Annotated in this window: 19 protein-coding genes, 5 tRNA genes and 1 pseudogene; 23 read left to right on the top strand and 2 right to left on the bottom strand. The window is 47.3% G+C overall.

Features of this window, described 5'->3' with window-relative positions; genetic code table 11:
* Window positions 1–33 precede the first annotated feature (33 nt).
* The 4 genes and pseudogenes from rep (at window position 34) to DSM2777_RS02330 (ending at window position 4,643) form a co-directional block, all read left to right on the top strand.
* A pseudogene (gene rep / locus DSM2777_RS02345) lies at window positions 34–2,057 on the top strand (DNA helicase Rep).
* 174 nt (window positions 2,058–2,231) lie between these two features.
* The gene (locus DSM2777_RS02340) at window positions 2,232–3,470 is read left to right on the top strand and encodes a metal-dependent hydrolase family protein (RefSeq protein ID WP_064645423.1); all 1,239 of its coding nucleotides are present in this window, start codon (window positions 2,232–2,234) and stop codon (window positions 3,468–3,470) included.
* Between the two features lie 148 nt (window positions 3,471–3,618).
* The gene (locus DSM2777_RS02335) at window positions 3,619–4,203 is read left to right on the top strand and encodes a MarC family protein (protein ID WP_061553075.1); all 585 of its coding nucleotides are present in this window, start codon (window positions 3,619–3,621) and stop codon (window positions 4,201–4,203) included.
* 8 nt (window positions 4,204–4,211) lie between these two features.
* Entirely contained in the window at window positions 4,212–4,643 is a 432-nt protein-coding gene (locus tag DSM2777_RS02330; RefSeq protein WP_046458998.1) for a MarR family winged helix-turn-helix transcriptional regulator, read from the top strand.
* A 91-nt stretch (window positions 4,644–4,734) separates the two neighbouring features.
* Here the strand turns inward: DSM2777_RS02330 and ppx are convergent, their stop codons facing one another.
* Complete coding sequence (ppx, locus tag DSM2777_RS02325; protein WP_061553074.1) at window positions 4,735–6,228, bottom strand: exopolyphosphatase; 1,494 nt, start codon at window positions 6,226–6,228, stop codon at window positions 4,735–4,737.
* A gap of 6 nt (window positions 6,229–6,234) precedes the next feature.
* Window positions 6,235–7,524, bottom strand: coding sequence for an ATP-dependent RNA helicase RhlB (rhlB, locus tag DSM2777_RS02320; RefSeq protein ID WP_046459000.1), 1,290 nt, complete (start codon window positions 7,522–7,524; stop codon window positions 6,235–6,237).
* A gap of 168 nt (window positions 7,525–7,692) precedes the next feature.
* On the opposite strand from rhlB, the gene trxA reads away from it, so the two are divergent.
* The 19 genes from trxA (at window position 7,693) to DSM2777_RS02225 (ending at window position 23,887) form a co-directional block, all read left to right on the top strand.
* Window positions 7,693–8,019, top strand: coding sequence for a thioredoxin TrxA (gene trxA / locus DSM2777_RS02315; RefSeq protein WP_004089255.1), 327 nt, complete (start codon window positions 7,693–7,695; stop codon window positions 8,017–8,019).
* Between the two features lie 446 nt (window positions 8,020–8,465).
* Window positions 8,466–9,725, top strand: a complete 1,260-nt coding sequence (rho, locus tag DSM2777_RS02310) for a transcription termination factor Rho (RefSeq protein ID WP_008815829.1) — start codon at window positions 8,466–8,468, stop codon at window positions 9,723–9,725.
* Window positions 9,726–10,003: 278 nt separating this feature from the next.
* Complete coding sequence (wecA, locus tag DSM2777_RS02305) at window positions 10,004–11,098, top strand: UDP-N-acetylglucosamine--undecaprenyl-phosphate N-acetylglucosaminephosphotransferase (RefSeq protein WP_046459001.1); 1,095 nt, start codon at window positions 10,004–10,006, stop codon at window positions 11,096–11,098.
* A gap of 12 nt (window positions 11,099–11,110) precedes the next feature.
* Window positions 11,111–12,160 (top strand): ECA polysaccharide chain length modulation protein, encoded by a 1,050-nt coding sequence (gene wzzE / locus DSM2777_RS02300; RefSeq protein WP_046459002.1) that lies wholly within the window; start codon window positions 11,111–11,113, stop codon window positions 12,158–12,160.
* 85 nt (window positions 12,161–12,245) lie between these two features.
* Window positions 12,246–13,376, top strand: a complete 1,131-nt coding sequence (wecB, locus tag DSM2777_RS02295; RefSeq protein ID WP_061553073.1) for a non-hydrolyzing UDP-N-acetylglucosamine 2-epimerase — start codon at window positions 12,246–12,248, stop codon at window positions 13,374–13,376.
* Window positions 13,373–14,635: a UDP-N-acetyl-D-mannosamine dehydrogenase gene (wecC, locus tag DSM2777_RS02290; protein ID WP_061553072.1), complete on the top strand. Its 1,263-nt coding sequence runs from the start codon at window positions 13,373–13,375 to the stop codon at window positions 14,633–14,635. The genes wecB and wecC overlap by 4 nt, the downstream gene beginning before the upstream one ends.
* Window positions 14,626–15,696 (top strand): dTDP-glucose 4,6-dehydratase, encoded by a 1,071-nt coding sequence (rffG, locus tag DSM2777_RS02285; protein WP_174521844.1) that lies wholly within the window; start codon window positions 14,626–14,628, stop codon window positions 15,694–15,696. Before wecC ends, rffG begins: the two co-directional genes overlap by 10 nt.
* 77 nt (window positions 15,697–15,773) lie before the next feature.
* Window positions 15,774–16,655 (top strand): glucose-1-phosphate thymidylyltransferase RfbA, encoded by an 882-nt coding sequence (gene rfbA, locus DSM2777_RS02280; RefSeq protein ID WP_061553071.1) that lies wholly within the window; start codon window positions 15,774–15,776, stop codon window positions 16,653–16,655.
* Window positions 16,633–17,358 (top strand): dTDP-4-amino-4,6-dideoxy-D-galactose acyltransferase, encoded by a 726-nt coding sequence (gene rffC / locus DSM2777_RS02275; protein WP_061553070.1) that lies wholly within the window; start codon window positions 16,633–16,635, stop codon window positions 17,356–17,358. The genes rfbA and rffC overlap by 23 nt, the downstream gene beginning before the upstream one ends.
* Before the next feature lie 4 nt (window positions 17,359–17,362).
* Entirely contained in the window at window positions 17,363–18,493 is a 1,131-nt protein-coding gene (gene rffA, locus DSM2777_RS02270; protein WP_061553069.1) for a dTDP-4-amino-4,6-dideoxygalactose transaminase, read from the top strand.
* Entirely contained in the window at window positions 18,493–19,743 is a 1,251-nt protein-coding gene (wzxE, locus tag DSM2777_RS02265) for a lipid III flippase WzxE (RefSeq protein ID WP_061553068.1), read from the top strand. Before rffA ends, wzxE begins: the two co-directional genes overlap by 1 nt.
* Entirely contained in the window at window positions 19,740–20,825 is a 1,086-nt protein-coding gene (locus tag DSM2777_RS02260; protein WP_061553067.1) for a TDP-N-acetylfucosamine:lipid II N-acetylfucosaminyltransferase, read from the top strand. Before wzxE ends, DSM2777_RS02260 begins: the two co-directional genes overlap by 4 nt.
* On the top strand, window positions 20,822–22,198 hold the full coding sequence (gene wzyE / locus DSM2777_RS02255; RefSeq protein ID WP_061553066.1) for an ECA oligosaccharide polymerase: 1,377 nt from the start codon (window positions 20,822–20,824) through the stop codon (window positions 22,196–22,198). The genes DSM2777_RS02260 and wzyE overlap by 4 nt, the downstream gene beginning before the upstream one ends.
* A 5-nt stretch (window positions 22,199–22,203) precedes the next feature.
* Window positions 22,204–22,944 (top strand): lipopolysaccharide N-acetylmannosaminouronosyltransferase, encoded by a 741-nt coding sequence (wecG, locus tag DSM2777_RS02250; RefSeq protein WP_418008946.1) that lies wholly within the window; start codon window positions 22,204–22,206, stop codon window positions 22,942–22,944.
* A 256-nt stretch (window positions 22,945–23,200) separates the two neighbouring features.
* Window positions 23,201–23,277: transfer RNA gene (locus tag DSM2777_RS02245), tRNA-Arg, on the top strand.
* Window positions 23,278–23,376: 99 nt separating this feature from the next.
* Window positions 23,377–23,452: transfer RNA gene (locus DSM2777_RS02240), tRNA-His, on the top strand.
* Window positions 23,453–23,467: 15 nt separating this feature from the next.
* Window positions 23,468–23,554 (top strand) — tRNA-Leu (locus DSM2777_RS02235).
* Between the two features lie 87 nt (window positions 23,555–23,641).
* A tRNA-Pro gene (locus DSM2777_RS02230) sits at window positions 23,642–23,718 on the top strand.
* A gap of 92 nt (window positions 23,719–23,810) precedes the next feature.
* A tRNA-Pro gene (locus DSM2777_RS02225) sits at window positions 23,811–23,887 on the top strand.
* The last annotated feature ends 169 nt before the right edge of the window (window positions 23,888–24,056 follow it).

Raw genomic sequence — 24,056 nt, 5'->3', positions numbered from 1 at the left:
CTTGTCGCCATCATATTTCAGGTTAAGTCATCCATGCGTTTAAATCCCGGTCAGCAGCAGGCTGTCGAATTTGTTACAGGTCCTTGTTTAGTTCTGGCTGGTGCCGGTTCGGGTAAGACCCGTGTTATTACCAACAAAATTGCGCATCTGATCCGAGAATGTGGCTATCAAGCACGCCATATCGCCGCCGTGACGTTTACCAATAAAGCCGCTCGCGAGATGAAAGAGCGCGTGGCGCAAACGCTCGGGCGTAAAGAAGCACGCGGTCTGATGATTTCTACTTTCCATACATTGGGATTGGAGATTATCAAACGTGAATACAAAGCCTTGGGAATGAAGGCTAATTTTTCATTATTCGACGATCAGGATCAGTTGGCTTTGCTGACGGATTTGACTGAACAATGGCTCGAGAAAGACAAAGGTCTGCTCAAACAGCTAATTTCGACGATCTCAAATTGGAAAAACGATCTGATCGATCCCAAACAGGCTGCGGTTCATGCATTTTCTGAGCGCGATAAGCTGTTTGTGCACTGCTATCAGCTGTATGACGCGCAGCTAAAAGCCTGCAACGTGCTGGATTTTGATGACCTCATCCTGTTGCCAACGCTTCTGTTGCGTAGCAACGAAGAGGTGCGTGAACGCTGGCAGCAGCGTATTCGTTATCTGCTGGTGGATGAGTATCAAGATACCAATACCAGCCAGTATGAGCTGGTAAAACTGCTGGTGGGAAATCGTGCGCGTTTTACCGTGGTGGGCGATGACGATCAGTCGATTTACTCGTGGCGTGGCGCTCGACCGCAAAACTTGGTGTTGCTTAAAGAAGACTTTCCGGCTTTGCAGGTGATAAAGCTGGAGCAGAACTATCGTTCATCTCAGCGTATCTTGAAGTCTGCCAATATTTTGATCGCCAATAACCCGCACGTTTTGAGAAACGGCTTTTTTCTGAGCTTGGCTACGGCGAAGAGCTGAAAATTATTACGGCAAATAATGAAGATCACGAGGCTGAACGCGTGGTCGGTGAGCTAATCGCTCATCACTTTATTAATAAAACCTCCTATAGCGACTATGCGATTTTGTATCGCGGTAACCATCAGTCACGCGTGTTTGAAAAGATGCTGATGCAAAACCGTATTCCATATCGTATCTCTGGCGGTACGTCGTTCTTCTCGCGTCCAGAAATTAAAGATTTGCTGGCTTATCTCCGTGTGTTGACCAACCCAGACGACGACAGCGCATTTTTACGCATCGTAAATACCCCAAGGCGTGAGATTGGCCCTGCGACGCTGCAAAAACTGGGTGAATGGGCTAACCACCGTGGTATCAGTTTGTTCCGCGCTAGCTTTGATTTTGGCCTGAGCCAAACGCTGACTGGGCGCGGCTTAGAATCACTACAGCGGTTTACCCACTGGATGCAGGAAATTTCCACGCTGTCTGAACGTGAGCCGATCGCTGCGGTGCGCGATCTTATTCACGGCGTTGACTATGAAAGCTGGCTGTTTGAAACATCACCCAGCCCGAAAGCGGCTGAAATGCGGATGAAAAACGTTAATCAGCTGTTTAGCTGGATGACGGAAATGCTGGATGGTAGCGATATTGATGAGCCCATGACGCTCACTCAGGTCGTCACTCGTTTTACCCTGCGCGATATGATGGAGCGTGGCGAAAGCGAAGATGAAGCCGATCAGGTCCAGCTTATGACGCTGCATGCCTCTAAAGGACTTGAATTTCCCTATGTGTATTTGGTGGGGATGGAAGAGGGATTATTGCCACACCAAAGCAGCATCGATGAGGACAATGTCGATGAGGAGCGCCGCTTAGCCTATGTAGGCATTACTCGTGCACAAAAAGAGCTGGTGTTCACGCTGTGCCGCGAACGTCGCCAATATGGCGAGTTAGTGCGTCCAGAACCGAGCCGCTTCTTGCTTGAACTGCCGCAAGACGATCTGAATTGGGAAACCGAGCGCAAAGTGGTTAGCCCACAGGAAAGGATGCAAAAAGGGCAGGCCAGCATCGCGAATATCCGGGCGATGATGGAGAAAGCTAAAAACGGCGGTTGAGCGCAGCTTTGAATCATCAGTAGACCGCACGAGCTATTGTGCGGACTGCAATCAAAAATCAAAAAATAAAATACAAAGCATTGCTTTCTAATTGTCGCGAGAGTAGGATTTTTTACGTGGTAAAACACGCACGTAAACTTAATCATTTTATGAATAAAATCCTACGAGATGAATATGAAAATTCTATTGAAGAATGCCAATATTTTTGACGGAAAAAATAATGAAATAAAATCAGGAGATATCATTATTGATGGCGGTTTTATACAGAGCATAACCAAAAATATCGAAACGATAGACAAAAATACTCAGGTAATTGATTTGCAAGGTAAGTACGTTATGCCTGGGCTTATTGATGCTCACGTTCATATTACGGCTAGTCGCATTGACTTAAACCAAGATTATGAATATCCAGGTTATATGTATGCGCGTAGTTTTCATTTTCTCAAGGATATGATTAATCGCGGTTTTACTTCAGTGCGCGATGCAGGCGGCGCTGATGTTGGTATTAAAACAGCCGTAGAAGAGGGCGTGGTATTATCTCCTCGCTTATTTATTAGCGGTCGGGCCCTGTCACAAACAGGAGGGCACGGCGACTATCGACACAATTCAAGTGAAATGGTGACCTGCGCATGTAGCCTTTGTACTGGCTCCTCCATTTCGGTGATATGTGATGGTGTTCCTGCCGTGCGTCAAGCGGCCCGAGAGCAGTTTAGGATTGGTGCATCACAGATTAAAATAATGGCCGGTGGAGGGATTTCATCACCCACGGATAAGATAGATAATTTACAATATTCTGATGATGAAATTATCGCTATTGTTGACGAAGCGACGCGCTTCCACAGCTACGTTATGGCTCACGCTTACACGCCGCAGGCCATTATTCGTTGTGTTAACCTTGGTGTGAAAACGATTGAGCATGGTAATTTATTAGATGCTGAATCAGCACAGGCGATGTTTAATAACAAAGCTTATCTGGTACCAACTCTATCTATTTATAATGCCTTTATGATGAATAAAGACGATAGTGATTCAGGAATACCAGAATCTGTTGTTGAAAAATTAGAAGAAGTGCAGAGTCAGGCAATTAAGTCTATTAATTTAGCAAGAAAATATAATGTCAAAATTGGGCTTGGTACCGATTTGCTCGGGGAGTATCATAATTTCCAATACGATGAATTTAAGCTGCGTAGCCAAGTTGAAAGCGCGTTTGATACGCTGCATTCTGCAACCTATGTTAATGCTGAGATCCTTAACATGCAAGGAAAGCTGGGTATTGTTGATGTTCACGCTTTTGCCGACCTTATTATCCTAGAAAATAACCCACTAGAAGATATTTCCGTATTCTCTGACAAGAGAGATCAGGTCCTTATGGTGATTAAAAATGGTGATATTGTTAAAAATCTCATTAGTTAAGTTTAAAATAAAATACTCTCCTATTTTATTCTAAATCATCATATCCATAAATAACGCTCAGTATGTTATATGCTGGCTTTTGATGTGTTTTTATTTTTAATATGCATATAACATACTATCTGTCATGTTTTAATAAAAGGTAAGAATAATGTTTTCGCCTTACTTTCATAGTTTATCTTCGTTACTGGTTATTATTAATCCATTGACTATGTTTGCTCTTTTTATTTCTTATACAAGCCATATGACGAATGGTGATATTTTAGCCATTGGTAAAAAAACAGCATTGGCGGTCGCGATTACTTTATTAATTTTCGTTTGGTTTGGAATTCATATTTTTAGTATTTTTGGTATTAACATGGCAGCGCTACAGTTAGCGGGTGGTCTATCTCTACTGATAGGCTCTTTAAATGGATTAAATAGTAGTGCTGAATCTTGTAATACATTAAAAAATATAGCTATCGTACCACTCTGTTTTCCTATTATTGCCGGGCCTGCGGCTATTTCTATCGTTATCAGTATGACGACCGAAACAGGGAGTAGGACAGCAGTAAGTTTCGCATCGTTAACTATTGCATTAATCTTAGGTATTATGTTTCATTTCGCTGAGCCTATCTGCCAATGGCTTGGGGAAACAACTATGAATATCATAAAGAAAGTTTCATACTTGGTTCTTGCCTGTATCGGTGCCAAATTGATGATGACAGGTTTTGTTTTCTACTTTCTGAGAGCATAGGAGATAATGTGAGGAAAGACTACGGCAAATTGACTGATCTGCTGCGTGAGAACCATACGCAGTGGCAACAGCTGCTTGAACCGATCTTAAATGAGCTCGGCGTGACTTTTGTGGATCGCATTATTCTTGATCAGCTAGCAAAGAGTGGCAGTATTTCAAAAAATGAGCTGGCGAGGTTATTAGGAACAATGCACCAAAACCTCACTCGTTCTATTGGACGATTAGAACAGCAAGGACTGTTAGTGAGCCAAAAGTCAGCGTCTGATATGCGGCAAGTTTATCTTGATATTACGCCCAAGGGTGAAAACATAAACAACATCATTAATACCAAAATTAATGAGTGCTGGAATACAATTTTCAGCGATGTTTCCAACGAAAATATTGAGCAGCTAACCTCAATGTTGGATCTTATTAAAAATAAGCTCGCTGAGATTGGGTAAGTTTGTACGTTAGTGAATTTGGAACATACCTAAAATAAAGGCTCTTAAAGCGTGATAGCTTAAAGAGCCTCAGTATCGTGCGCGTTCTATGTTACTCAATCTCTTCCACGAGCAAAGTCCAATGCACATAGCTTTGCCACAGGCTTTCCTGATGCAGGTTTTCGGCTCTCAAAGGATGAGCATGTAACCAACCAGCAGGCAGGACGAGGTGCAATGTGTCGCCTTCGGCCTTGAGATTCAAAAGCGGCATTGTGTCGTCGCGGCGACGACTGGCAAAGATGATCGCCAGACGTAGAATGCGGCATAGCCGGTGGGCAATATCCTGGGGAACAGCATTTTGCTGGTTGAGTACCTGCATATCTAGCGTGCCGGTTTGGTTTTGCAGCAGGGCAGCCAGAAGTTTCTTTTGTGCGGGCGTGAAACCCGGCAAATCGAGATTGCGGATCAGGTAGGCGGCGTGCTGTGTTGACTGTTTAAAATCAACGCTTAAACCAACCTCATGCAGTAGACATGCCCAATGTAGTAATTCTGCGCTTCGGCTATCGATAGGCCAGGTTTTAGACAATTGCAGAACAAAACTTTCCGCTAATAGGCTAACGCGTTCTGCCTGTTCAATATCAAGCTGGTAGCGTCGTTGAATATTACGGATGGTGCGAGCTCGGATATCTTGCTCTACCGGCAAATCCAGCATGCCATACACTAATCCCTCGCGGAGCGCGCCGCCGGATAACGTCATACTTTCGATACCCAGCGTTTCAAAAATCGCGATCAAAATAGATAGCCCGCTCGGGAAAACCAGTGCGCGTTCTAGAGTCAGCCCATCGATTTCAAGCTCTTCGAGCTTTCCGCATTGAATAGCGCGTTGACGCATTTGCAGCAGCTTTTTCAGGGTAATACGCTCATCCATTCCCTGAGCAACCATGATCTCTTGCAGCGCTTGAACGGTGCCTGAGGCACCTACACAAATCTGCCAGCCGTGCTGTTTCAAGCTATCCGCTATTGGTAAGATCATTTCACGTGCAGCAGAGCCCGCACGATCGAAATTTTCTTGTGAAAGATTACGATCGCTAAAATAGCGCTCAAGCCATGTCACACAGCCCATCGGTAAACTGTGAAGAACATCGGCCGTTGCGCCTTTTCCTGCGGCTAGTTCGGTACTGCCACCGCCGATATCGACAACTAAACGTTGTGCAGAACCACCGGTGGTATGCGCCACGCCTTGATAAATTAGGCGAGCTTCTTCTTCCCCGCTGATCACCTGTACTGGGCGACCAAGGATTTCTTCTGCCTGGGCGATGAACTGCTGCGCATTTTTTGCAATACGCAACGTTGCAGTGGCTACCACCCTGATTTGTTCACGTGGAATATCCTGCAAACGCTCAGAGAACAAACGTAGGCATTGCCAACCACGCTGCATCGCTTCGTCAGAGAGCATATTCTCGCTGTCTAAACCAGCAGCTAAACGTACCTTGCGCTTAATTCGGGCGAGTACCTGAATACTCCCCGCCACCTCACGCACAACCAGCATATGGAAGCTGTTAGAACCAAGATCAATAGCGGCATACAATGAGGCGGAGCTGCGCATAAATTATTAACTCGAACGTTTACGGCTTTGACGCATCGAACCGTTATTACGGCGCGGGCCTGAGCTACGGCGTTGGCCGCTGTTACTCCGAGGGCGAGTTAAGCGCTTCGGTGCAGGTAAATCAGTCAGCAATGCGTCACTGTTGTACTTACTTACTGGAATTGAATGCTCAATATAAGTTTCAATTGCCGGTAAATTTAATACGTATTCTTCACACGCTAGCGTGATGGAATAACCGCTTTCGCCAGCGCGGCCTGTACGGCCAATGCGGTGAACGTAGTCTTCGCAGTCATCAGGCAAGTCGTAGTTAAAGACGTGTGTCACCAGTGGAATATGTAATCCACGTGCCGCAACGTCAGTCGCAACCAGAATATCGAGATTGCCTTTGGTGAAATCGTCCAGAATACGCAGGCGTTTTTTCTGCGCTACATCACCGGTCAGCAAACCAACGCGATGTCCGTCTGCGGCTAAGTGGCCCCAGATATCTTCACAGCGGTGCTTGGTATTGGCGAAAATAATGCAGCGATCTGGCCACTCTTCTTCTATTAACGTTTGCAGCAAACGCATTTTTTCTTCATTAGAAGGATAGAACAGCTCTTCTTTAATACGGTGACCCGTTTTTTGTTCTGGCTCGACTTCAATATATTCGGCGTTGTTCATGTGCTCGAAAGCCAGTTCACGCACGCGGTATGACAGCGTGGCAGAGAACATCATATTGAGGCGTTGATTGGTCGCAGGCATGCGACGGAATAGCCAGCGGATGTCTTTGATAAAGCCAAGATCGAACATGCGGTCGGCTTCATCAAGCACCACTACCTGAATACAGGCTAGGTCGATATGGCCCTGTTTTGCATAATCGATAAGGCGACCGGTGGTGCCGATCAGGATATCAACGCCGCTTTCGAGAACTTTAAGCTGTTTGTCATAACCGTCACCGCCGTAGGCCAAGCCTAATTTCAGGCCAGTTTCATGCGCTAAAGCTTCAGCATCGGAGTGGATTTGAACGGCTAACTCACGTGTCGGAGCCATAATCAGCGCTCTTGGCTGATTGGTTTTACGGTTCTCTGCGGCAGGGTGAGTAAGTAAATAATGGAAAGTTGACGCTAAAAATGCCAGCGTCTTACCGGTGCCTGTTTGCGCCTGACCTGCAACATCACGCCCGTTCACTGTCAGGGGTAATGCGAGTGCCTGAATAGGCGTGCAGTTATGAAAGCCTTTAGATTCAAGGGCTTTGACCACCGTAGGGTGCAGGGCGAAGTCGGCGAACTTCTGTTCAGTTAAGTGTGTTTTGCTCATAGTGTCGTAGAATAACAGTTAACGCTATGTTCACGAAAGACGTTCACGAAAGTATTGCTTTACGAACGCGTATCCGTTGAAATAAAGTCAACCCTTTATTGGAAGGTGATCGGTCTAGTAGGTTAAGATTATACCAATAAAGGCAGACTTAATCCTGTGGAGTAGAACATGAGCGATAAAATTGTTCACCTGAGTGACAATAGCTTTGATACCGATGTATTGAAAGCTGAAGGCCCGATTCTGGTTGATTTCTGGGCAGAATGGTGCGGTCCATGCAAGATGATTGCTCCGATTTTGGATGAAATCGCGACTGAATACGAAGGCAAGTTGACCATTGCTAAACTGAATATCGATGAAAACCCGGCTACGGCGCCGAAGTTTGGCATCCGCGGTATTCCAACCCTGTTGCTGTTTAAAAACGGCGCAGTGGCTGCGACTAAGGTCGGCGCTTTGTCTAAGACTCAATTGAAAGAGTTCTTGGACGCGAATCTGTAATCATCATAATGCGTTCTTTATGATGTTGTTTAGCGGTTAGTCGTTTTCTTGCGACTGACCGCTAGACGTCCGCGAATAAGCGTGTTAAGTTTAATCGCACTGCAATACAGTACATACCTGTAGTTTGAATCATAAAGTTAGAATCTAAGTTTTATTCTGTTTTGAGACCTCTGTGTTTTAACCTCATAGTGCGGCCTTTTCAAAGTATTGCGGCTATCACTGCCGGGGAGCAGCAAGCTAAAACATAGGTTTTAAACCGTAAGGCACCTTCATATCATCAATGAGTACACGCGAATTGGATCTGCAATCTTTTCTCATGTGTGCGATTTATCCGCGCTGTAATCCACATCGGGTGTTATGAAAGTCCACAAACAGGCATGGATGACCCCTGTCATACCATTCACAATACGTTCGAGATATACCCCGAGTTTAAAGAACCCACCATTATGAATCTTACCGAATTAAAGAACACGCCGGTTTCAGAGCTAATTACTCTTGGCGAAAACATGGGCCTAGAGAATCTGGCCCGTATGCGTAAACAGGACATCATTTTTGCAATCCTGAAACAACATGCAAAAAGCGGCGAAGACATCTTCGGTGACGGGGTGCTAGAAATATTGCAGGACGGATTTGGTTTCCTCCGTTCTGGTGATAGTTCCTACCTTGCTGGTCCTGATGATATCTACGTTTCTCCAAGTCAAATTCGTCGCTTCAACCTTCGCACTGGCGATACTATTTCCGGTAAAATCCGCCCACCGAAAGAAGGTGAACGCTATTTTGCCCTGTTGAAAGTTAACGAAGTTAACTACGACAAACCTGAAAATGCCCGCAGTAAAATCCTGTTCGAAAACCTTACACCTCTACATGCAAACTCTCGTCTTCGTATGGAACGCGGCAACGGTTCTACCGAGGATTTGACTGCTCGCGTGCTGGATCTGGCATCGCCTATTGGGCGTGGTCAGCGTGGTCTTATCGTAGCGCCGCCGAAAGCGGGTAAAACTATGCTGCTGCAAAACATCGCACAAAGCATCGCTTACAACCATCCAGATTGTACGTTGATGGTTCTGCTGATTGATGAGCGCCCAGAAGAAGTAACCGAGATGCAGCGTTTGGTTAAAGGTGAAGTTATTGCTTCGACCTTCGACGAACCAGCTTCTCGCCACGTTCAGGTTGCTGAGATGGTTATCGAGAAGGCGAAACGTCTGGTTGAGCATAAAAAAGACGTTATCATCCTGCTTGACTCCATTACTCGTCTGGCTCGTGCTTATAACACCGTGGTTCCAGCGTCAGGTAAAGTACTGACCGGTGGTGTGGATGCGAACGCCTTGCACCGTCCAAAACGCTTCTTCGGCGCTGCGCGTAACGTGGAAGAGGGCGGTAGCCTGACCATTATCGCCACCGCGTTGGTTGATACCGGTTCTAAAATGGATGAAGTTATCTATGAAGAATTTAAAGGTACCGGCAACATGGAACTGCATCTTTCTCGCAAAATTGCAGAAAAACGTGTCTTCCCAGCGATCGACTACAACCGCTCTGGTACCCGTAAAGAAGAGCTTCTGACTACGTCAGAAGAGCTACAGAAAATGTGGATCCTCCGTAAGATTATTCACCCAATGGGCGAAATCGATGCGATGGAGTTCCTGATCAATAAGCTTGCGATGACGAAAACGAACGACGATTTCTTCGATATGATGAAGCGTTCTTAATTTTCAGAAAACTCGGGGAAACGCCATGTTAGAGATAACATGGCGTTTTTCTCATTTAACGGATACGCTTGTTCACTAAAATAGGTGTTAGTACACTGAGTGCCGCGATGATGGTGTCTATTCTTCTTATTGCTTGATTGTACCGTGTCAGCCCTGCAATTCAGGCGTTATCGCATGGGAATTGCATGTGTGACGGTGTACTATCCATCGATACCAAATTTTATGGCATTGTTTAGCAAACTAATTTTGTTAGCAATAAACACAGAGAGCAGTTAACCGTGAATTTACTCGATATGAGTATGAGCCTTTTTCTTATTTTCCTATTCTCATTTGCGTTCTTGTTTTTTGCTCGAAAAGTCGCAAAAAAAGTAGGATTAGTTGATAAGCCTAACTATCGCAAACGCCATCAGGGGTTAATTCCTTTGGTTGGTGGTATTTCTGTTTATGCGGGCATCTGTTTTACTTTCCTCTTTTTCCAGCCTTACATACCTCACGCTAAGCTCTATCTCATTTGCGCAGGTATTTTGGTGTTTGTTGGGGCTTTGGATGACCGCTTCGATATCAGCGTGAAATTCAGAGCCACGGTTCAAGCGCTGATTGCTGTGGCTATGATGGTGTATGGCGGGCTGTATCTGATGACGCTTGGCCATGTGCTGGGCCCTTGGGAGTTAAACCTCGGGCCGTTTGGCTATGTCGTGACGCTGTTTGCTGTGTGGGCTGCGATCAACGCATTCAACATGGTTGATGGGATTGACGGTTTGCTGGGCGGTTTATCCTGCGTGACCTTTGGCGCGATGGGGATTTTGCTTTATCAGGATCATCAAGGCGATTTGGCTCTGTGGTGCTTTGCTATTATTGCGGCGATTCTGCCTTATATCGTGTTAAACCTCGGTATCTTAGGGCGTCGGTATAAAGTTTTCATGGGTGATGCAGGCAGTACCTTGATTGGCTTCACGGTGATTTGGATCCTGCTGCAAAGCACCCAAGGCAAATCGCATCCGATGAACCCAGTGACCGCACTGTGGATGATTGCAATCCCTTTGATGGACATGATTGCCATCATGTATCGCCGTCTTCGCAAGGGCATGAGCCCCTTCTCTCCAGACCGCCAGCACATCCATCACTTAATTATGCGTGCTGGTTTTACCTCTCGTCAGGCTTTCGTTCTTATTACCGTTGCTGCTGCACTTTTAGCGGCTATCGGCGTCTGGGGAGAAAGGCTACCGTTTATGCCTGAATGGGGAATGTTGGCATTATTCTTGCTTGCATTTTTCATGTACGGGTACTGTATTAAACGCGCATGGCGTGTTGCTCGTTATATAAAGCGTATGAAGCGACGACTCCGTAACGCGGCACAGCGCAAAAAAGCTTAACCTGATGTAGTGATGGATATTGAGACAATGTCGAATCAGAACGAAATGCTCGTTGAAAACGAGTTAGATATTCGCGGGTTATGCCGCACCCTGTGGCAAGGCAAAACGTGGATTATTGGTATGGCCGCTGCCTTTGCTATCGTAGCAATACTGGTTTCGTTCCTGATGAAGCAAGAGTGGAGCGCGACCGCAATTACCGATAGACCAACGGTAAACATGCTGGGTGGCTACTACTCGCAGCAGCAGTTTTTGCGTAATCTTGATCAGCGAATTGGTGCTAATGCTACGCAAGAGACGACAATTGCAGATGAGGCCTACAATGAATTCATCATGCAGCTTGCAGCATACGATACACGTCGTGATTTCTGGCTACAGACTAAGTATTACCAAGAGCGTAAAGAGGGTGACGCTAAAGCTGATGCCGCGCTATTGGATGAAATGATCAATAACATCATTTTCCTGCCTCGTGATGACGCGAAGAAAACGAATGACAGCGTTAAGTTGATTGCTGAAACGGCGGCTGATGCGAATCAACTGTTGCGTCAGTACGTTGCTTTTGCCAGCCAACAAGCGGCTACTCACTTGAATGAAGAGATTCAAGGGGCGTGGGCTGCTCGTACTATTTCACTCAAAGCTCAGGTTAAACGTCAGGAAGAAGTGGCTTCTGCCATTTACCAACGCGAAGTGAAAGGGCTAGAGCAAGGCTTGAAAATTGCCCAACAGCAAGGGATCAGCAGTTCACGCACCGATACCCCCGCAGAGCAGCTTCCTGCAGCTGACTTGTTCATGCTGGGTCGTCCAATGTTGCAGGCGCGGTTAGAAGCATTACAGGCCTCAGGGCCAAGCTACGATCTCGACTATGATCAAAATCGTGCCATGCTAAACACTCTGAATGTCGGACCGACACTGGATAGCAAATTCCAAACCTATCGCTATCTGCGTACTCCAGAAGAACCGGTTAAGCGCGATAGTCCTCGCCGTGGATTTATGTTGGTGATGTGGGGAGCGATTGGTGCTTTAGTGGGTGCTGGTGTTGCCTTAGCAAGGCGAACCCGTCCGTAAGTTATCTGAATTCATCCTATTGGGCACCGAAAGGTGCCCAAACTACGGCTAATGGTCGTAATTTACTGATAAAAAGAGATCTACAGTGAAAGTATTGACTGTATTTGGAACTCGTCCTGAAGCCATTAAAATGGCACCACTGGTTCATGCTTTGGCCAAGGACAGTGCCTTTGAAGCGAGAGTTTGCGTAACCGCTCAGCATCGCGAGATGCTGGATCAAGTATTACATCTATTTAATATCGTACCTGACTATGACCTTAATATTATGAAACCGGGTCAGGGGCTAAGTGAAATAACCTGTCGTATTCTTGAGGGGTTGAAGCCGGTATTAGAAGAGTTTAAACCTGACATCGTATTGGTTCACGGTGATACCACCACCACCATGGCCGCAAGCCTTGCCGCTTTTTACCAGCGTATTCCCGTTGGCCATGTTGAAGCAGGTCTGCGCACGGGCAATCTGTATTCTCCGTGGCCGGAAGAGGCAAACCGTACTCTGACAGGTCATATGGCCATGTTCCACTTTGCGCCAACGGAAACCTCCAAACAGAACCTGATTAGAGAAGCGATCTCTGACAAAAATATCTTTGTGACGGGGAATACCGTTATAGATGCATTGATTTGGGTACGTGATCGTGTATTTAGCAATGATGAGCTGAGAGAAAGCCTCGATCAACGTTATCCTTTCTTGGATAAAAACAAGAAGATGATTCTTGTTACCGGGCATCGTCGAGAAAGCTTTGGTGGCGGATTTGAACGTATTTGCAGTGCATTAGCTGAGATCGCTCGCATGCATCCCGATGTGCAAGTCGTTTATCCCGTGCACTTAAACCCGAACGTGAGCGAGCCGGTTAACCGCATTTTACGTGGGATTGATAACGTGATTCTTATCGATCCCCAAGACTATTTGCCTTTCGTCTATCTCATGAACCACGCCTATATGATCCTGACAGACTCTGGTGGTATTCAGGAAGAGGCTCCATCGCTGGGTAAACCGGTGTTGGTAATGCGAGATACGACCGAACGTCCAGAAGCGGTGGATGCAGGAACAGTGCGCCTCGTAGGGACGGATACTCAGGATATATTAGAACAAGTCAGTCGGCTTCTCACGAATGAAGAGGAATATCATGCGATGAGCCGTGCACATAACCCGTATGGCGATGGACATGCCTGTCAGCGCATCCTTGAAGCCCTAAAAAATCATCAGGTGACGTTATGAGTTTTGAAACTATCTCTGTTATTGGTCTGGGGTACATTGGTTTACCAACGGCCGCAGCATTTTCCTCACGCCAGAAAAAAGTGATTGGCGTAGATGTGAACCAGCACGCCGTCGATACGATTAATCGCGGTGCTATCCACATCGTTGAGCCGGACTTGGACAAGGTCGTTAAACAGGCCGTTGAGGGAGGCTTCCTACGTGCGGTAACCAAACCCGAAGCAGCAGACGCTTTTCTGATCGCGGTCCCTACGCCATTTAAAGGCGATCATGAGCCCGATATGGTCTTTGTTGAGTCTGCGGCAAAATCGATAGCGCCAGTGCTGAAAAAAGGCGACTTGGTTATTCTCGAGTCCACTTCCCCTGTCGGTGCCACTGAGCAAATGGTCGCTTGGCTGGCTGATTCCCGCCCTGATTTAACCTTCCCACATCAAGTCGGAGAAGCGGCTGATGTAAACATCGCCTACTGCCCTGAGCGCGTATTGCCGGGCAAAGTGATGGTCGAGCTGATCCAAAATGACCGTGTCATTGGCGGAATGACGCCAAAATGTTCTGCGCGAGCCAGCGAGCTGTATAACATATTCCTCGAAGGTGAATGCGTAGTCACGAACTCACGCACCGCTGAAATGTGCAAATTAACGGAAAACAGCTTCCGCGATGTGAATATTGCCTTCGCTAATGAGCTGTCGTTGATTTGTGATACTCAGGGGATCAACGTTTGGGATTTAATTTCCCTTGCCAACCGTCATCCGCGCGTCAATATTTTGCAGCCCGGTCCAGGCGTTGGCGGACACTGCATTGCGGTTGACCCTTGGTTTATCGTTTCTCAAAATCCGCAACAGGCACGTTTAATCCATACGGCACGTCTGGTGAATGACGGTAAACCTCTATGGGTGGTTGATCGCGTTAAGGCTACCGTGGCTGATTGCTTAGCTCAATCGGGCAAACGCGCTGCTGAAGTTAAAATTGCCTGCTTCGGATTGGCCTTTAAGCCTGATATTGACGATTTACGCGAAAGCCCTGCAATGGAAATTGCACACATGATTTCCGAGTGGCATGTAGGTAAAACGCTGGTCGTTGAACCAAATATTGAGCAGCTACCGAAGAAGCTGGTTGGCCATGCCGAGCTGGCTAATATTGATGATGCGTTACGTGATGCGGATGTAATCGTAATGCTGGTTGATCATAAACAGTTTAAAGCCATTCCTGCGGAGCAAGTTGTTCAGACTTACATCATTGATACTAAAGGTGTATGGAAGTGAAACGCATTCTTGTAACCGGCGGTGCTGGATTTATTGGTTCCGCCGTTGTACGTCATATCATTGCAGATACCAATAACAGCGTCGTGGTGGTTGATAAGCTGACCTACGCTGGCAACTTGGAATCGCTCACTCCCGTAGCCGATAACGAGCGCTATGCGTTTGAACAGGTTGATATTTGTAACCGCAGTGAATTGGATCGCGTTTTTGCTCAGTACCAGCCTGACTATGTGATGCACCTGGCCGCTGAAAGCCATGTTGATCGTTCTATCGATGGCCCTGCTGATTTTATTGAAACCAACATCGTCGGTACTTATACGATGTTAGAGGCTGCTCGTCAGTACTGGAATGGGCTCGATGCATCGCGTAAAGAAGCATTCCGTTTCCATCATATTTCCACCGACGAAGTTTATGGCGATCTGCATGGCACTGATGATTTCTTTACTGAAACAACGCCATATGCACCAAGTAGCCCATATTCGGCTTCCAAAGCATCTAGCGATCACTTGGTACGCGCTTGGCTACGGACCTATGGTTTCCCGACCATAGTGACCAACTGTTCGAACAACTATGGCCCGTATCATTTCCCTGAGAAGCTAATCCCGTTGATTATCCTCAACGCATTAGCGGGCAAGCCGCTGCCGGTTTATGGCAGTGGAGCCCAGATCCGTGATTGGCTTTATGTTGAAGATCATGCGCGTGCGTTGTATCTGGTGGTTACTGAAGGTGCGATTGGCGAAACTTATAACATTGGTGGCCACAACGAACGTAAAAATATCGACGTTGTGAAAACCGTTTGTGCTCTTCTGGAGGAACTTGTTCCTAACAAACCAGAAGGTGTTGAGCACTATGCTGATTTAATTACTTATGTGACCGATCGCCCTGGGCACGATATGCGTTACGCCATTGATGCAGCCAAAATTGAGCGTGAGCTTGGTTGGCGACCTCAAGAAACCTTTGAAAGCGGCATTCGTAAAACGGTTCAATGGTATCTGGCCAACGAATCGTGGTGGAAGCGTGTGCAGGATGGCTCTTACGCCGGTGAGCGCTTGGGTCTGCAATAATTTGTCACCATGGGAATAAGATTCGCCGTTTTTGGGTTAATTATATTACTGTGGCTGCTTCATGAAGGGCATGATTTATGAAAGGTATAGTTCTAGCGGGCGGTTCTGGCACGCGTTTACACCCAATCACTCGTGGTGTGTCTAAACAATTGCTGCCAATTTATGATAAGCCGATGATTTACTACCCGATATCAGTCTTAATGCTGGCGGGGATTAGGGATATTCTGGTTATTTCTACTCCTGAGGATTTGCCCTCATTTCAGCGTCTGCTTGGCAGTGGTGAAGAGTTCGGTATTAACCTGAGCTATGCGGAACAGCCTAGCCCTGATGGTTTAGCACAGGCCTTTCTGATAGGGGAGGCCTTTATTAATGGAGAGTCCTCCTGTTTAGTGCTGGGGGATAATATCTATTTTGGACAAGGTTTTAGCCCTAAGTTACGTAACGTAGCGAAACGTCAGCATGGTGCCACGGTATTCGGTTATCAGGTGATGGATCCTGAGCGTTTCGGTGTTGTTGAATTTGACGACGAATTCCGTGCTCTTTCCATTGAAGAGAAGCCAGAACATCCTAAATCAAACTGGGCGGTCACTGGGCTTTATTTCTACGATAATCAAGTGGTTGATATAGCGAAACAGATCAAGCCTTCTGAACGTGGTGAGTTGGAAATTACCAGCATCAATCAGGTGTACTTAGAGCGTGGTGAGCTGAGCGTTGAATTACTCGGCCGTGGTTTTGCTTGGCTAGATACTGGGACTCACGACAGTTTGATTGAAGCAAGTACGTTTGTGCAAACGGTTGAAAAGCGTCAGGGCTTTAAAATAGCGTGTCTTGAAGAGATTGCATGGCGCAATGGCTGGCTTGACGATGATGGTGTGAAACGTGCGGCACAAAAATTGGTTAAAACGGGCTATGGCAAATACCTAATGGATCTATTGCATGTGCGTCCACGCCAGTATTGAACCCCTGGCATGGGAGAGTGAATATTTTCATCTCCGCACCGCCAAGTTAGCTTTTTCAACGGCGGCCCCAATATTAACAACGGCTGATTTTCAGCCGTTTGATATTGTGCAGGCCAAAATTCCCGCCGACCGAGTCGCGCTGGCGGATGATTTAGCCAATCTAGGTTTTCGTTTAGTCGAGGGGGAAATAGATCTTTCTCTTTCCATAGAAAAAGACCAACTTGGCACAGAACCTGCTAACTCACAGACGATGGCTACCTCTAGCCGCATTGCTTCGACTGAGGATATTCCTTGGTTGCGGGCTCAGGCCGCTCAGGCTTTCGCGCTCAGCCGCTTTCGTGCACCTTGGTACCAAACAGGCGATAGTGCGCGATTTTACGCCGAGTGGGTGGAAAAAGCCGTGGTGGGCACCTTTGACCATCAATGTCTGTTAGTTCTGAATGCACAGATGAAACCCGCGGGTTTTGTCACTTTGCGAGCTCTTGATAACGGCGAGGCCAGAATTGGTTTGCTGGCGGTTGCGCCAGAATCTAGCGGTCTGGGCGTCGGCAAGCAGTTAATGCTATTGGCACAAAATTGGTGTCGGGATAAAAGCCTATCGCGTCTGCATGTTGCAACGCAAATCGGCAATATTCCGGCTTTACGGCTTTATATTCGCAGCGGTGCCGTGATTGAAAGCACGGCCTACTGGCTATACAGGTGAACACATGATTCCATTTAATGCTCCTCCAGTGGTAGGGACCGAACTTGAGTATATGCAGGCTGCGATGAGCAGCGGCAAGCTGTGCGGTGATGGTGGTTTTACTCGCCGTTGCCAGCAATGGATGGAACAACGCTTTGGCAGCGCTAAAGTATTGCTGACGCCTTCGTGCACCGCCTCTTTGGAAATGGCCGCGCTGCTGCTGGATATTCAGCCTGGTGACGAAGTTATCATGCCGAGTTTTACCTTTGTTTCCACGGCCAATGCGTTTGTGTTGCGTGGTGCGACGGTAGTCTTTGTCGATCTGCGTCCAGATACGATGAATATCGATGAAACCAAAATTGAAGCCGCTATCACGGATAAAACCCGCGCGATTGTGCCAGTTCACTACGCAGGCGTGGCCTGTGAAATGGACACCATTATGGCGCTGGCAAAAAAATATAATCTGTTTGTGGTGGAGGATGCCGCTCAGGGCGTGATGTCGACTTACAAGGGCAAAGCGCTGGGCTCCATTGGTCATATTGGTTGCTTTAGCTTCCATGAAACCAAAAACTACACCGCTGGTGGTGAAGGCGGCGCAACGCTGATTAACGATCCGGCACTGATTGAGCGTGCTGAGATTATCCGCGAGAAAGGTACCAATCGTAGCCAGTTCTTCCGTGGCTTGGTCGATAAATATACCTGGCGTGATATTGGCTCTAGCTATCTGATGTCTGATCTACAGGCCGCTTATTTATGGGCTCAGTTGGAAGCCGCAGAGAAGATCAATCAGCGTCGTTTGCAGCTTTGGCAGAATTATTATGATGCGTTTTTACCGTTAGCCCAAAAGGGCAAGGTTGAGCTCCCATCCGTACCTGATGATTGCCAGCAAAATGCGCATATGTTCTACCTTAAACTGAATGATATTGAGCAGCGCTCAGCATTTATCAGCTATCTGAAAGAAGCCGAAATTATGTCGGTATTCCACTATATTCCGCTGCATGAATGCCCAGCTGGCGAACGCTTTGGTCGCTTTGTTGGTGAGGACATCTTCACGACCAAAGAGAGCGAGCGTTTAGCGCGCCTACCGCTGTTCTATAATATGCCTGACGTAAATCAACGAACGGTAATCAACACGATCCTGAGTTTCTTCGGCTGATGTCATTAGCAAAAGCATCTCTTTGGACGGCAGGCTCTACTCTGATAAAAATCGGGGTAGGGCTTTTGGTCGTAAAACTGTTGGCAGTCTCTTTTGGCCCTAGCGGTGTGGGTCAGGCGGGGAACTTTCGCCAGATGGTTACTGTTTTGGGCGTGCTATCAGGTGCCGGCATTTTTAACGGTATCACCAAATACGTCGCGGAATACCATCAGCAGCCAGATCGTTTAAAAGCGGTCGTTGGTACCTCGTCCAGCATGATTTTAGGGTTTTCGACCCTGCTGGCGGTGGTATTCCTGATCGCCGCTGAACCGATAAGCGTCGGTTTATTCGGGCACGCAGACTATCAACCAATAGTCCGCGCCGTGGCGTTTATCCAGATGGGGATTGCCTACGCCAACTTCTTTATGGCGGTGCTAAAAGGCTTCCGTGACGCACGTGGCAACGCGCTATCAATTATCGGCGGTAGTTTGCTGGGCGTTGTGGCGTACTATCTCTGCTATGCGTTTGGTGGCTACCCTGGCGCATTGGCTGGGCTGGCGCTGGTTCCGGCCATTGTGGTGATCCCCGCGGCGTTCATGCTATTTAAACGCCAACATATACCGCTAAATTATTTTCGTCTCGGCTGGGATAAAGCCATTGCGAGTCATCTGGGCAAATTCACCATCATGGCGCTCATCACGTCGGTGACGCTGCCGGTGGCCTATGTGATGATGCGAAATCTGCTTGCTCAGTACTATAGCTGGGATGAAGTGGGGATTTGGCAGGGTGTAAGCAGTATTTCAGATGCCTACCTACAGTTTATCACCGCCTCATTTAGCGTTTATCTGTTGCCGACGTTGTCTCGGTTGGTGAGTAAGCATGAGATTAGCCGTGAAATTACGCGTTCGCTCATGTTTGTGTTGCCAGCAGTAGCCGTAGCGAGTTTTACCGTATGGTTGCTGCGAGATTTTGCCATCTGGTTGCTGTTCTCCAATAAATTTACGGCGATGCGCGATCTCTTTGCTTGGCAATTGGTTGGTGATGTATTGAAAGTCGGTTCTTATGTTTTTGGCTATCTGGTGATTGCTAAAGCATCGCTGCGTTTTTATGTCATGACCGAAGTTAGTCAGTTCATCTTGCTAACCGGGTTCTCGCATTGGTTGATCCCGCAGCATGGCGCTCTTGGGGCAGCTCAGGCATATATGGCGACTTACATCGTCTATTTCCTGCTCTGCACATCTGTATTCTTGATTTATCGTAGACGGGCATGACGACACTGATTCACGTTCTGGGATCGGATATCCCACACCATAACCTTACCGTGCTGCGCTTCTTTAATGATGTGCTGAGTGAACGCATGCCTGAAGGACAGGCTCGGCACTTTATGGTTGCCGCACGCGACGCATCGGCTTTTAGTGCATTTGATAACCTCGATGTTGCCGTTTGGCCCGATAAAAAAAGCTTAGCTGAAGCGGTCATCAAGCGAGCTCAAGCCGATCGTTCGGTGCGTTTCTTTATGCATGGCCAATTTAATCCCACGCTGTGGATTGCGATACTGACGGGGAAAATCAAATCCTCACAGGTGGCTTGGCATGTTTGGGGCGCCGATCTGTACGAGGATGCAACCAGCTGGAAATTCCGTCTTTTCTATCTGCTACGCCGAGTGGCTCAAGGGCGAGTTGGACACGTATTTGCTACGCGCGGTGATTTAATCCATTACCAGCAGCGTCATCCTCGCGTACCCGCTTCTTTGCTCTATTTTCCTACGCGAATGGATCCGGCGTTGACGCTGGAAAATCCAACAAAATTACCGGATGGCCCGCTGACTATTTTAGTGGGGAATTCGGGCGATCGGACGAATCGTCATATTGAAGCGTTGGAAGCTATCAAAGAGCAGTTCGGCTGCGATAATCGCATAATCATCCCGCTGGGCTATCCGGCAAATAATGATGCCTATATTGCTCAAGTGAGAGAAGCCGCTGAGCGGTTATTCCCCGTTGAGAATGTACAGCTTCTTACGGAGCAGGTGGCTTTCGACGATTATCTCGATATTTTGCGCCGCTGTGATTTGGGCTATTTCATTTTCAATCGCCAACAGGGGATTGGGACTTTGTGCCTGCTGATCCAGTTTGGGGTGCCGTTTGTGTTGAGTCGTCAGAATCCATTCTGGCAGGATTTGGCTGAGCAGCATTTGCCCGTATTGTTTTATGGTGATTCGCTAGACCCAAGCGTAGTTCGTGAAGCGCAGCGGCAGATGAGCGGGGTCGATAAGAGCCAAATTGCGTTCTTTAATCCAAACTATATTGATGGTTGGCAGCAAGCATTAGCCATTGCTGCAGGGGAGCAGGTATGACTCTAGCGCAATTAGGCGGGCTTTCGCTGGTCTACTTTTTCTCGGTCGTTTTCGTTCTATTTTTGACCTACAAAGAGTTTCGCCGAGTACGCTTTAACTTCAATGTTTTCTTTTCATTGCTGTTTTTACTGACGTTCTACTTTGGGTTTCCGCTGACCTGCATGCTGGTATTCCGGTTTGATGTGACGGTTGTTCCCGTTGAATATCTGCTGTATGCCCAGCTTTCAGCAACGGCATTTTATGCCATCTATTATGTCACTTATAAAACCCGCCTAAGACCGGTACAGAAGGCTAACGTTGAACGTTCGATGTTTAGTGTTAACCGTGTCGAAGCGCATTTGACATGGATCCTGCTGGCATTGATTGCGATTGGCACCGTTGGCGTGTTCTTTATGAACAACGGTTTCTTGCTGTTTAAGCTGCATTCGTATAGCCAGATCTTCTCCAGCGATGTATCGGGCGTGGCGCTTAAACGCTTCTTCTACTTCTTCATCCCCGCCATGCTGGTGGTGTACTTTCTCAAGCAGGATCAGCGTGCGTGGCTGTTCTTTTTGGTGAGCACGGTAGCATTTGGTATTTTGACCTATGTGATTGTGGGGGGAACCCGCGCCAATATTATCATCGCCTTTGCGCTGTTCTTATTTATCGGCATTGTTCGCGGCTGGATCACGCTGTGGATGTTAGTGGCTGCCGGTGTTTTAGGTATCGTCGGCATGTTCTGGCTTGCGCTTAAACGCTACGGGATGAACGTGAGCGGCGATGAGGCGTTTTATACGTTCTTATACCTCACGCGAGATACATTCTCACCGTGGGAAAACTTAGGCTTACTGCTGCAGAACTACGACAAAATTGAATTCCAAGGATTGGCGCCGATCATCCGCGACTTCTATGTTTTCATCCCAAGTTGGATGTGGCCTGGGCGTCCCGATCAAGTATTCAATACCGCCAACTACTTTACGTGGGAAGTATTGAACAACCATTCTGGCCTCGCTATTTCGCCAACGCTGATTGGTTCTTTGGTCGTCATGGGTGGTGTTGCATTTATCCCGCTAGGCGCCGTTGCGGTGGGCATGATTATTAAGTGGTTTGATTGGCTCTATGAAAAGGGCAAGCGCGAGCCGAACCGTTACAAAGCCGCCGTGATGCAGGCATTTTGTTTCGGTGCGGTATTTAACATTATCGTGCTGGCGCGTGAGGGTGTGGACTCCTTTGTTTCACGCGTGGTGTTCTTCTGCTTGGTTTTTGGACTTTGCCTACTACTCGCAAAATTACTTTATTGGCTGTTTGATAGTGCCGGGTTGATTCGACAGCACGTATACCGGAATCGCAAATCACGAGCTACGGCTCCGGCTGTAAAGGTATTACAAGGATAATGAACATGCAGACGACAAACCCCATTCCTAAATATGACATCAGGGGTATTGAACTTTGGGGCTTCCGTGATATGTCACACTTTCTTGAGCACCTATTTGATGACGGGGAACTCAAGACCGGCACCTTGGTTGCCATCAATGCTGAAAAGGTTATGACCGCGGAGGTGGATAAGCCTTTGCGCGAGCTGATTGATGCGGCGGAATACAAATATTGTGATGGCATCAGCATGGTTCGTGCGATACGCCGCAAATATCCAAACGCGAATTTAAGTCGCGTAGCGGGTGCTGACTTATGGGAAGCCATGATGCAGCGTGCCGGAGAGCGCGGAACACCGGTATTCTTGATTGGTGGCAAACCAGACGTTCTGGCTGAAACCGAAGCTAAGCTGCGCCAACAGTGGAACGTGAATATCGTGGGTAGCCAAGATGGCTACTTTAAACCTGAAGACCGTACCGCGCTGTTTGAGCGCATCCGTTTGAGCGGTGCAAAGATTGTGACAGTTGCGATGGGATCGCCTAAACAGGAAATCCTAATGCGCGACTGTCGTAATGTTCATCCTGATGCCCTGTATATGGGTGTAGGCGGAACCTACGACGTATTTACTGGACACGTGAAGCGAGCGCCTAAAGTTTGGCGTGATCTTGGATTGGAGTGGCTGTATCGCTTGCTGTCGCAGCCTACACGCTGGCGTCGTCAGCTGAAACTGCTTAAGTTTTTAGGGTATTACTACGGCGGTCGTCTATAGCCAGTAAACCAAAGGGGCTTTTAGCCCCTTATTGTTGTCACTTTTCTCTGTCATCGGTATGTTCATTCGTTAGGGGCTTGGTGGATGAAAATCCAACGATAGCTGATAAACACTGATGATTTGATAGAAGTCGTAGAGTAAAGCGTCGACTTTTGCGTCAGAATGCGCAAAGTCTAATCAAACACAATATTTATGACAAAAAGCACTAGACAGCATGGCACCAAGTCCGTAATATCCGTTCCCGCAACGGCGCTAAGCGCCCGTAGCTCAGCTGGATAGAGCGCTGCCCTCCGGAGGCAGAGGTCTCAGGTTCGAATCCTGTCGGGCGCACCAGTTTTATAAAAAGCTTTTTATTGAGCTTTGTGTGCAAGAGCTGCGGTGGTATTGAGGTAGTATGTAGTACAATACGATACCGCGTTAGAAGAATTGATGGTGGCTATAGCTCAGTTGGTAGAGCCCTGGATTGTGATTCCAGTTGTCGTGGGTTCGAGTCCCATTAGCCACCCCAGATTTAAGTGGCATTGCGAAGGTGGCGGAATTGGTAGACGCGCTAGCTTCAGGTGTTAGTGTTCTTACGGACGTGAGGGTTCAAGTCCCTCTCTTCGCACCACAACCAATCTAGAATTGGTAAATCTGTGAGTAGTAAAATGACTGAGGTCATTTAGCAGTACGAACTCTTGGTGGTTTAAAGAGTTATCGGCGAGTAGCGCAGCTTGGTAGCGCAACTGGTTTGGGACCAGTGGGTCGGAGGTTCGAATCCTCTCTCGCCGACCAATTTATGAAAGTGATTTTCTGCAAAGAAATCTTTTTCAGACAGCTAGAAAACCATAATGTGAAATTGGCATTATCGGTGAAAAGAATTGTATCGGCGAGTAGCGCAGCTTGGTAGCGCAACTGGTTTGGGACCAGTGGGTCGGAGGTTCGAATCCTCTCTCGCCGACCACTCTTGAGAAAGACCCCGCAATGCGGGGTCTTTTTTCGTCTAAAATTCCTCTTCTTTCGTTTCATTTCCCATAAACTATTCCGTGCTAGCCCTAGCGCTTTGTTTTTAATTATATTATTGATTTTAAAAGACTATTGTTAACTCGTTGGCTATTCACGACAAAAGCCAC

The sequence above is a fragment of the Obesumbacterium proteus genome, from assembly GCF_001586165.1.
Lineage (GTDB): Bacteria > Pseudomonadota > Gammaproteobacteria > Enterobacterales > Enterobacteriaceae > Hafnia > Hafnia protea.
This window is presented reverse-complemented; position numbering and strand designations above follow the sequence as displayed.

Coding starts and splice junctions, on each gene's coding strand:
- DSM2777_RS02340 (WP_064645423.1), top strand. CDS start 2,232: ATGAAAATTCTATTGAAGAATGCCAATATTTTTGACGGAAAAAATAAT.
- DSM2777_RS02335 (WP_061553075.1), top strand. CDS start 3,619: ATGTTTTCGCCTTACTTTCATAGTTTATCTTCGTTACTGGTTATTATT.
- ppx (WP_061553074.1), bottom strand. CDS start 6,228: ATGCGCAGCTCCGCCTCATTGTATGCCGCTATTGATCTTGGTTCTAAC.
- rhlB (WP_046459000.1), bottom strand. CDS start 7,524: ATGAGCAAAACACACTTAACTGAACAGAAGTTCGCCGACTTCGCCCTG.
- trxA (WP_004089255.1), top strand. CDS start 7,693: ATGAGCGATAAAATTGTTCACCTGAGTGACAATAGCTTTGATACCGAT.
- rho (WP_008815829.1), top strand. CDS start 8,466: ATGAATCTTACCGAATTAAAGAACACGCCGGTTTCAGAGCTAATTACT.
- wzzE (WP_046459002.1), top strand. CDS start 11,111: ATGGATATTGAGACAATGTCGAATCAGAACGAAATGCTCGTTGAAAAC.
- wecC (WP_061553072.1), top strand. CDS start 13,373: ATGAGTTTTGAAACTATCTCTGTTATTGGTCTGGGGTACATTGGTTTA.
- rffG (WP_174521844.1), top strand. CDS start 14,626: ATGGAAGTGAAACGCATTCTTGTAACCGGCGGTGCTGGATTTATTGGT.
- rfbA (WP_061553071.1), top strand. CDS start 15,774: ATGAAAGGTATAGTTCTAGCGGGCGGTTCTGGCACGCGTTTACACCCA.
- rffC (WP_061553070.1), top strand. CDS start 16,633: ATGTGCGTCCACGCCAGTATTGAACCCCTGGCATGGGAGAGTGAATAT.
- rffA (WP_061553069.1), top strand. CDS start 17,363: ATGATTCCATTTAATGCTCCTCCAGTGGTAGGGACCGAACTTGAGTAT.
- wzxE (WP_061553068.1), top strand. CDS start 18,493: ATGTCATTAGCAAAAGCATCTCTTTGGACGGCAGGCTCTACTCTGATA.
- DSM2777_RS02260 (WP_061553067.1), top strand. CDS start 19,740: ATGACGACACTGATTCACGTTCTGGGATCGGATATCCCACACCATAAC.
- wzyE (WP_061553066.1), top strand. CDS start 20,822: ATGACTCTAGCGCAATTAGGCGGGCTTTCGCTGGTCTACTTTTTCTCG.
- wecG (WP_418008946.1), top strand. CDS start 22,204: ATGCAGACGACAAACCCCATTCCTAAATATGACATCAGGGGTATTGAA.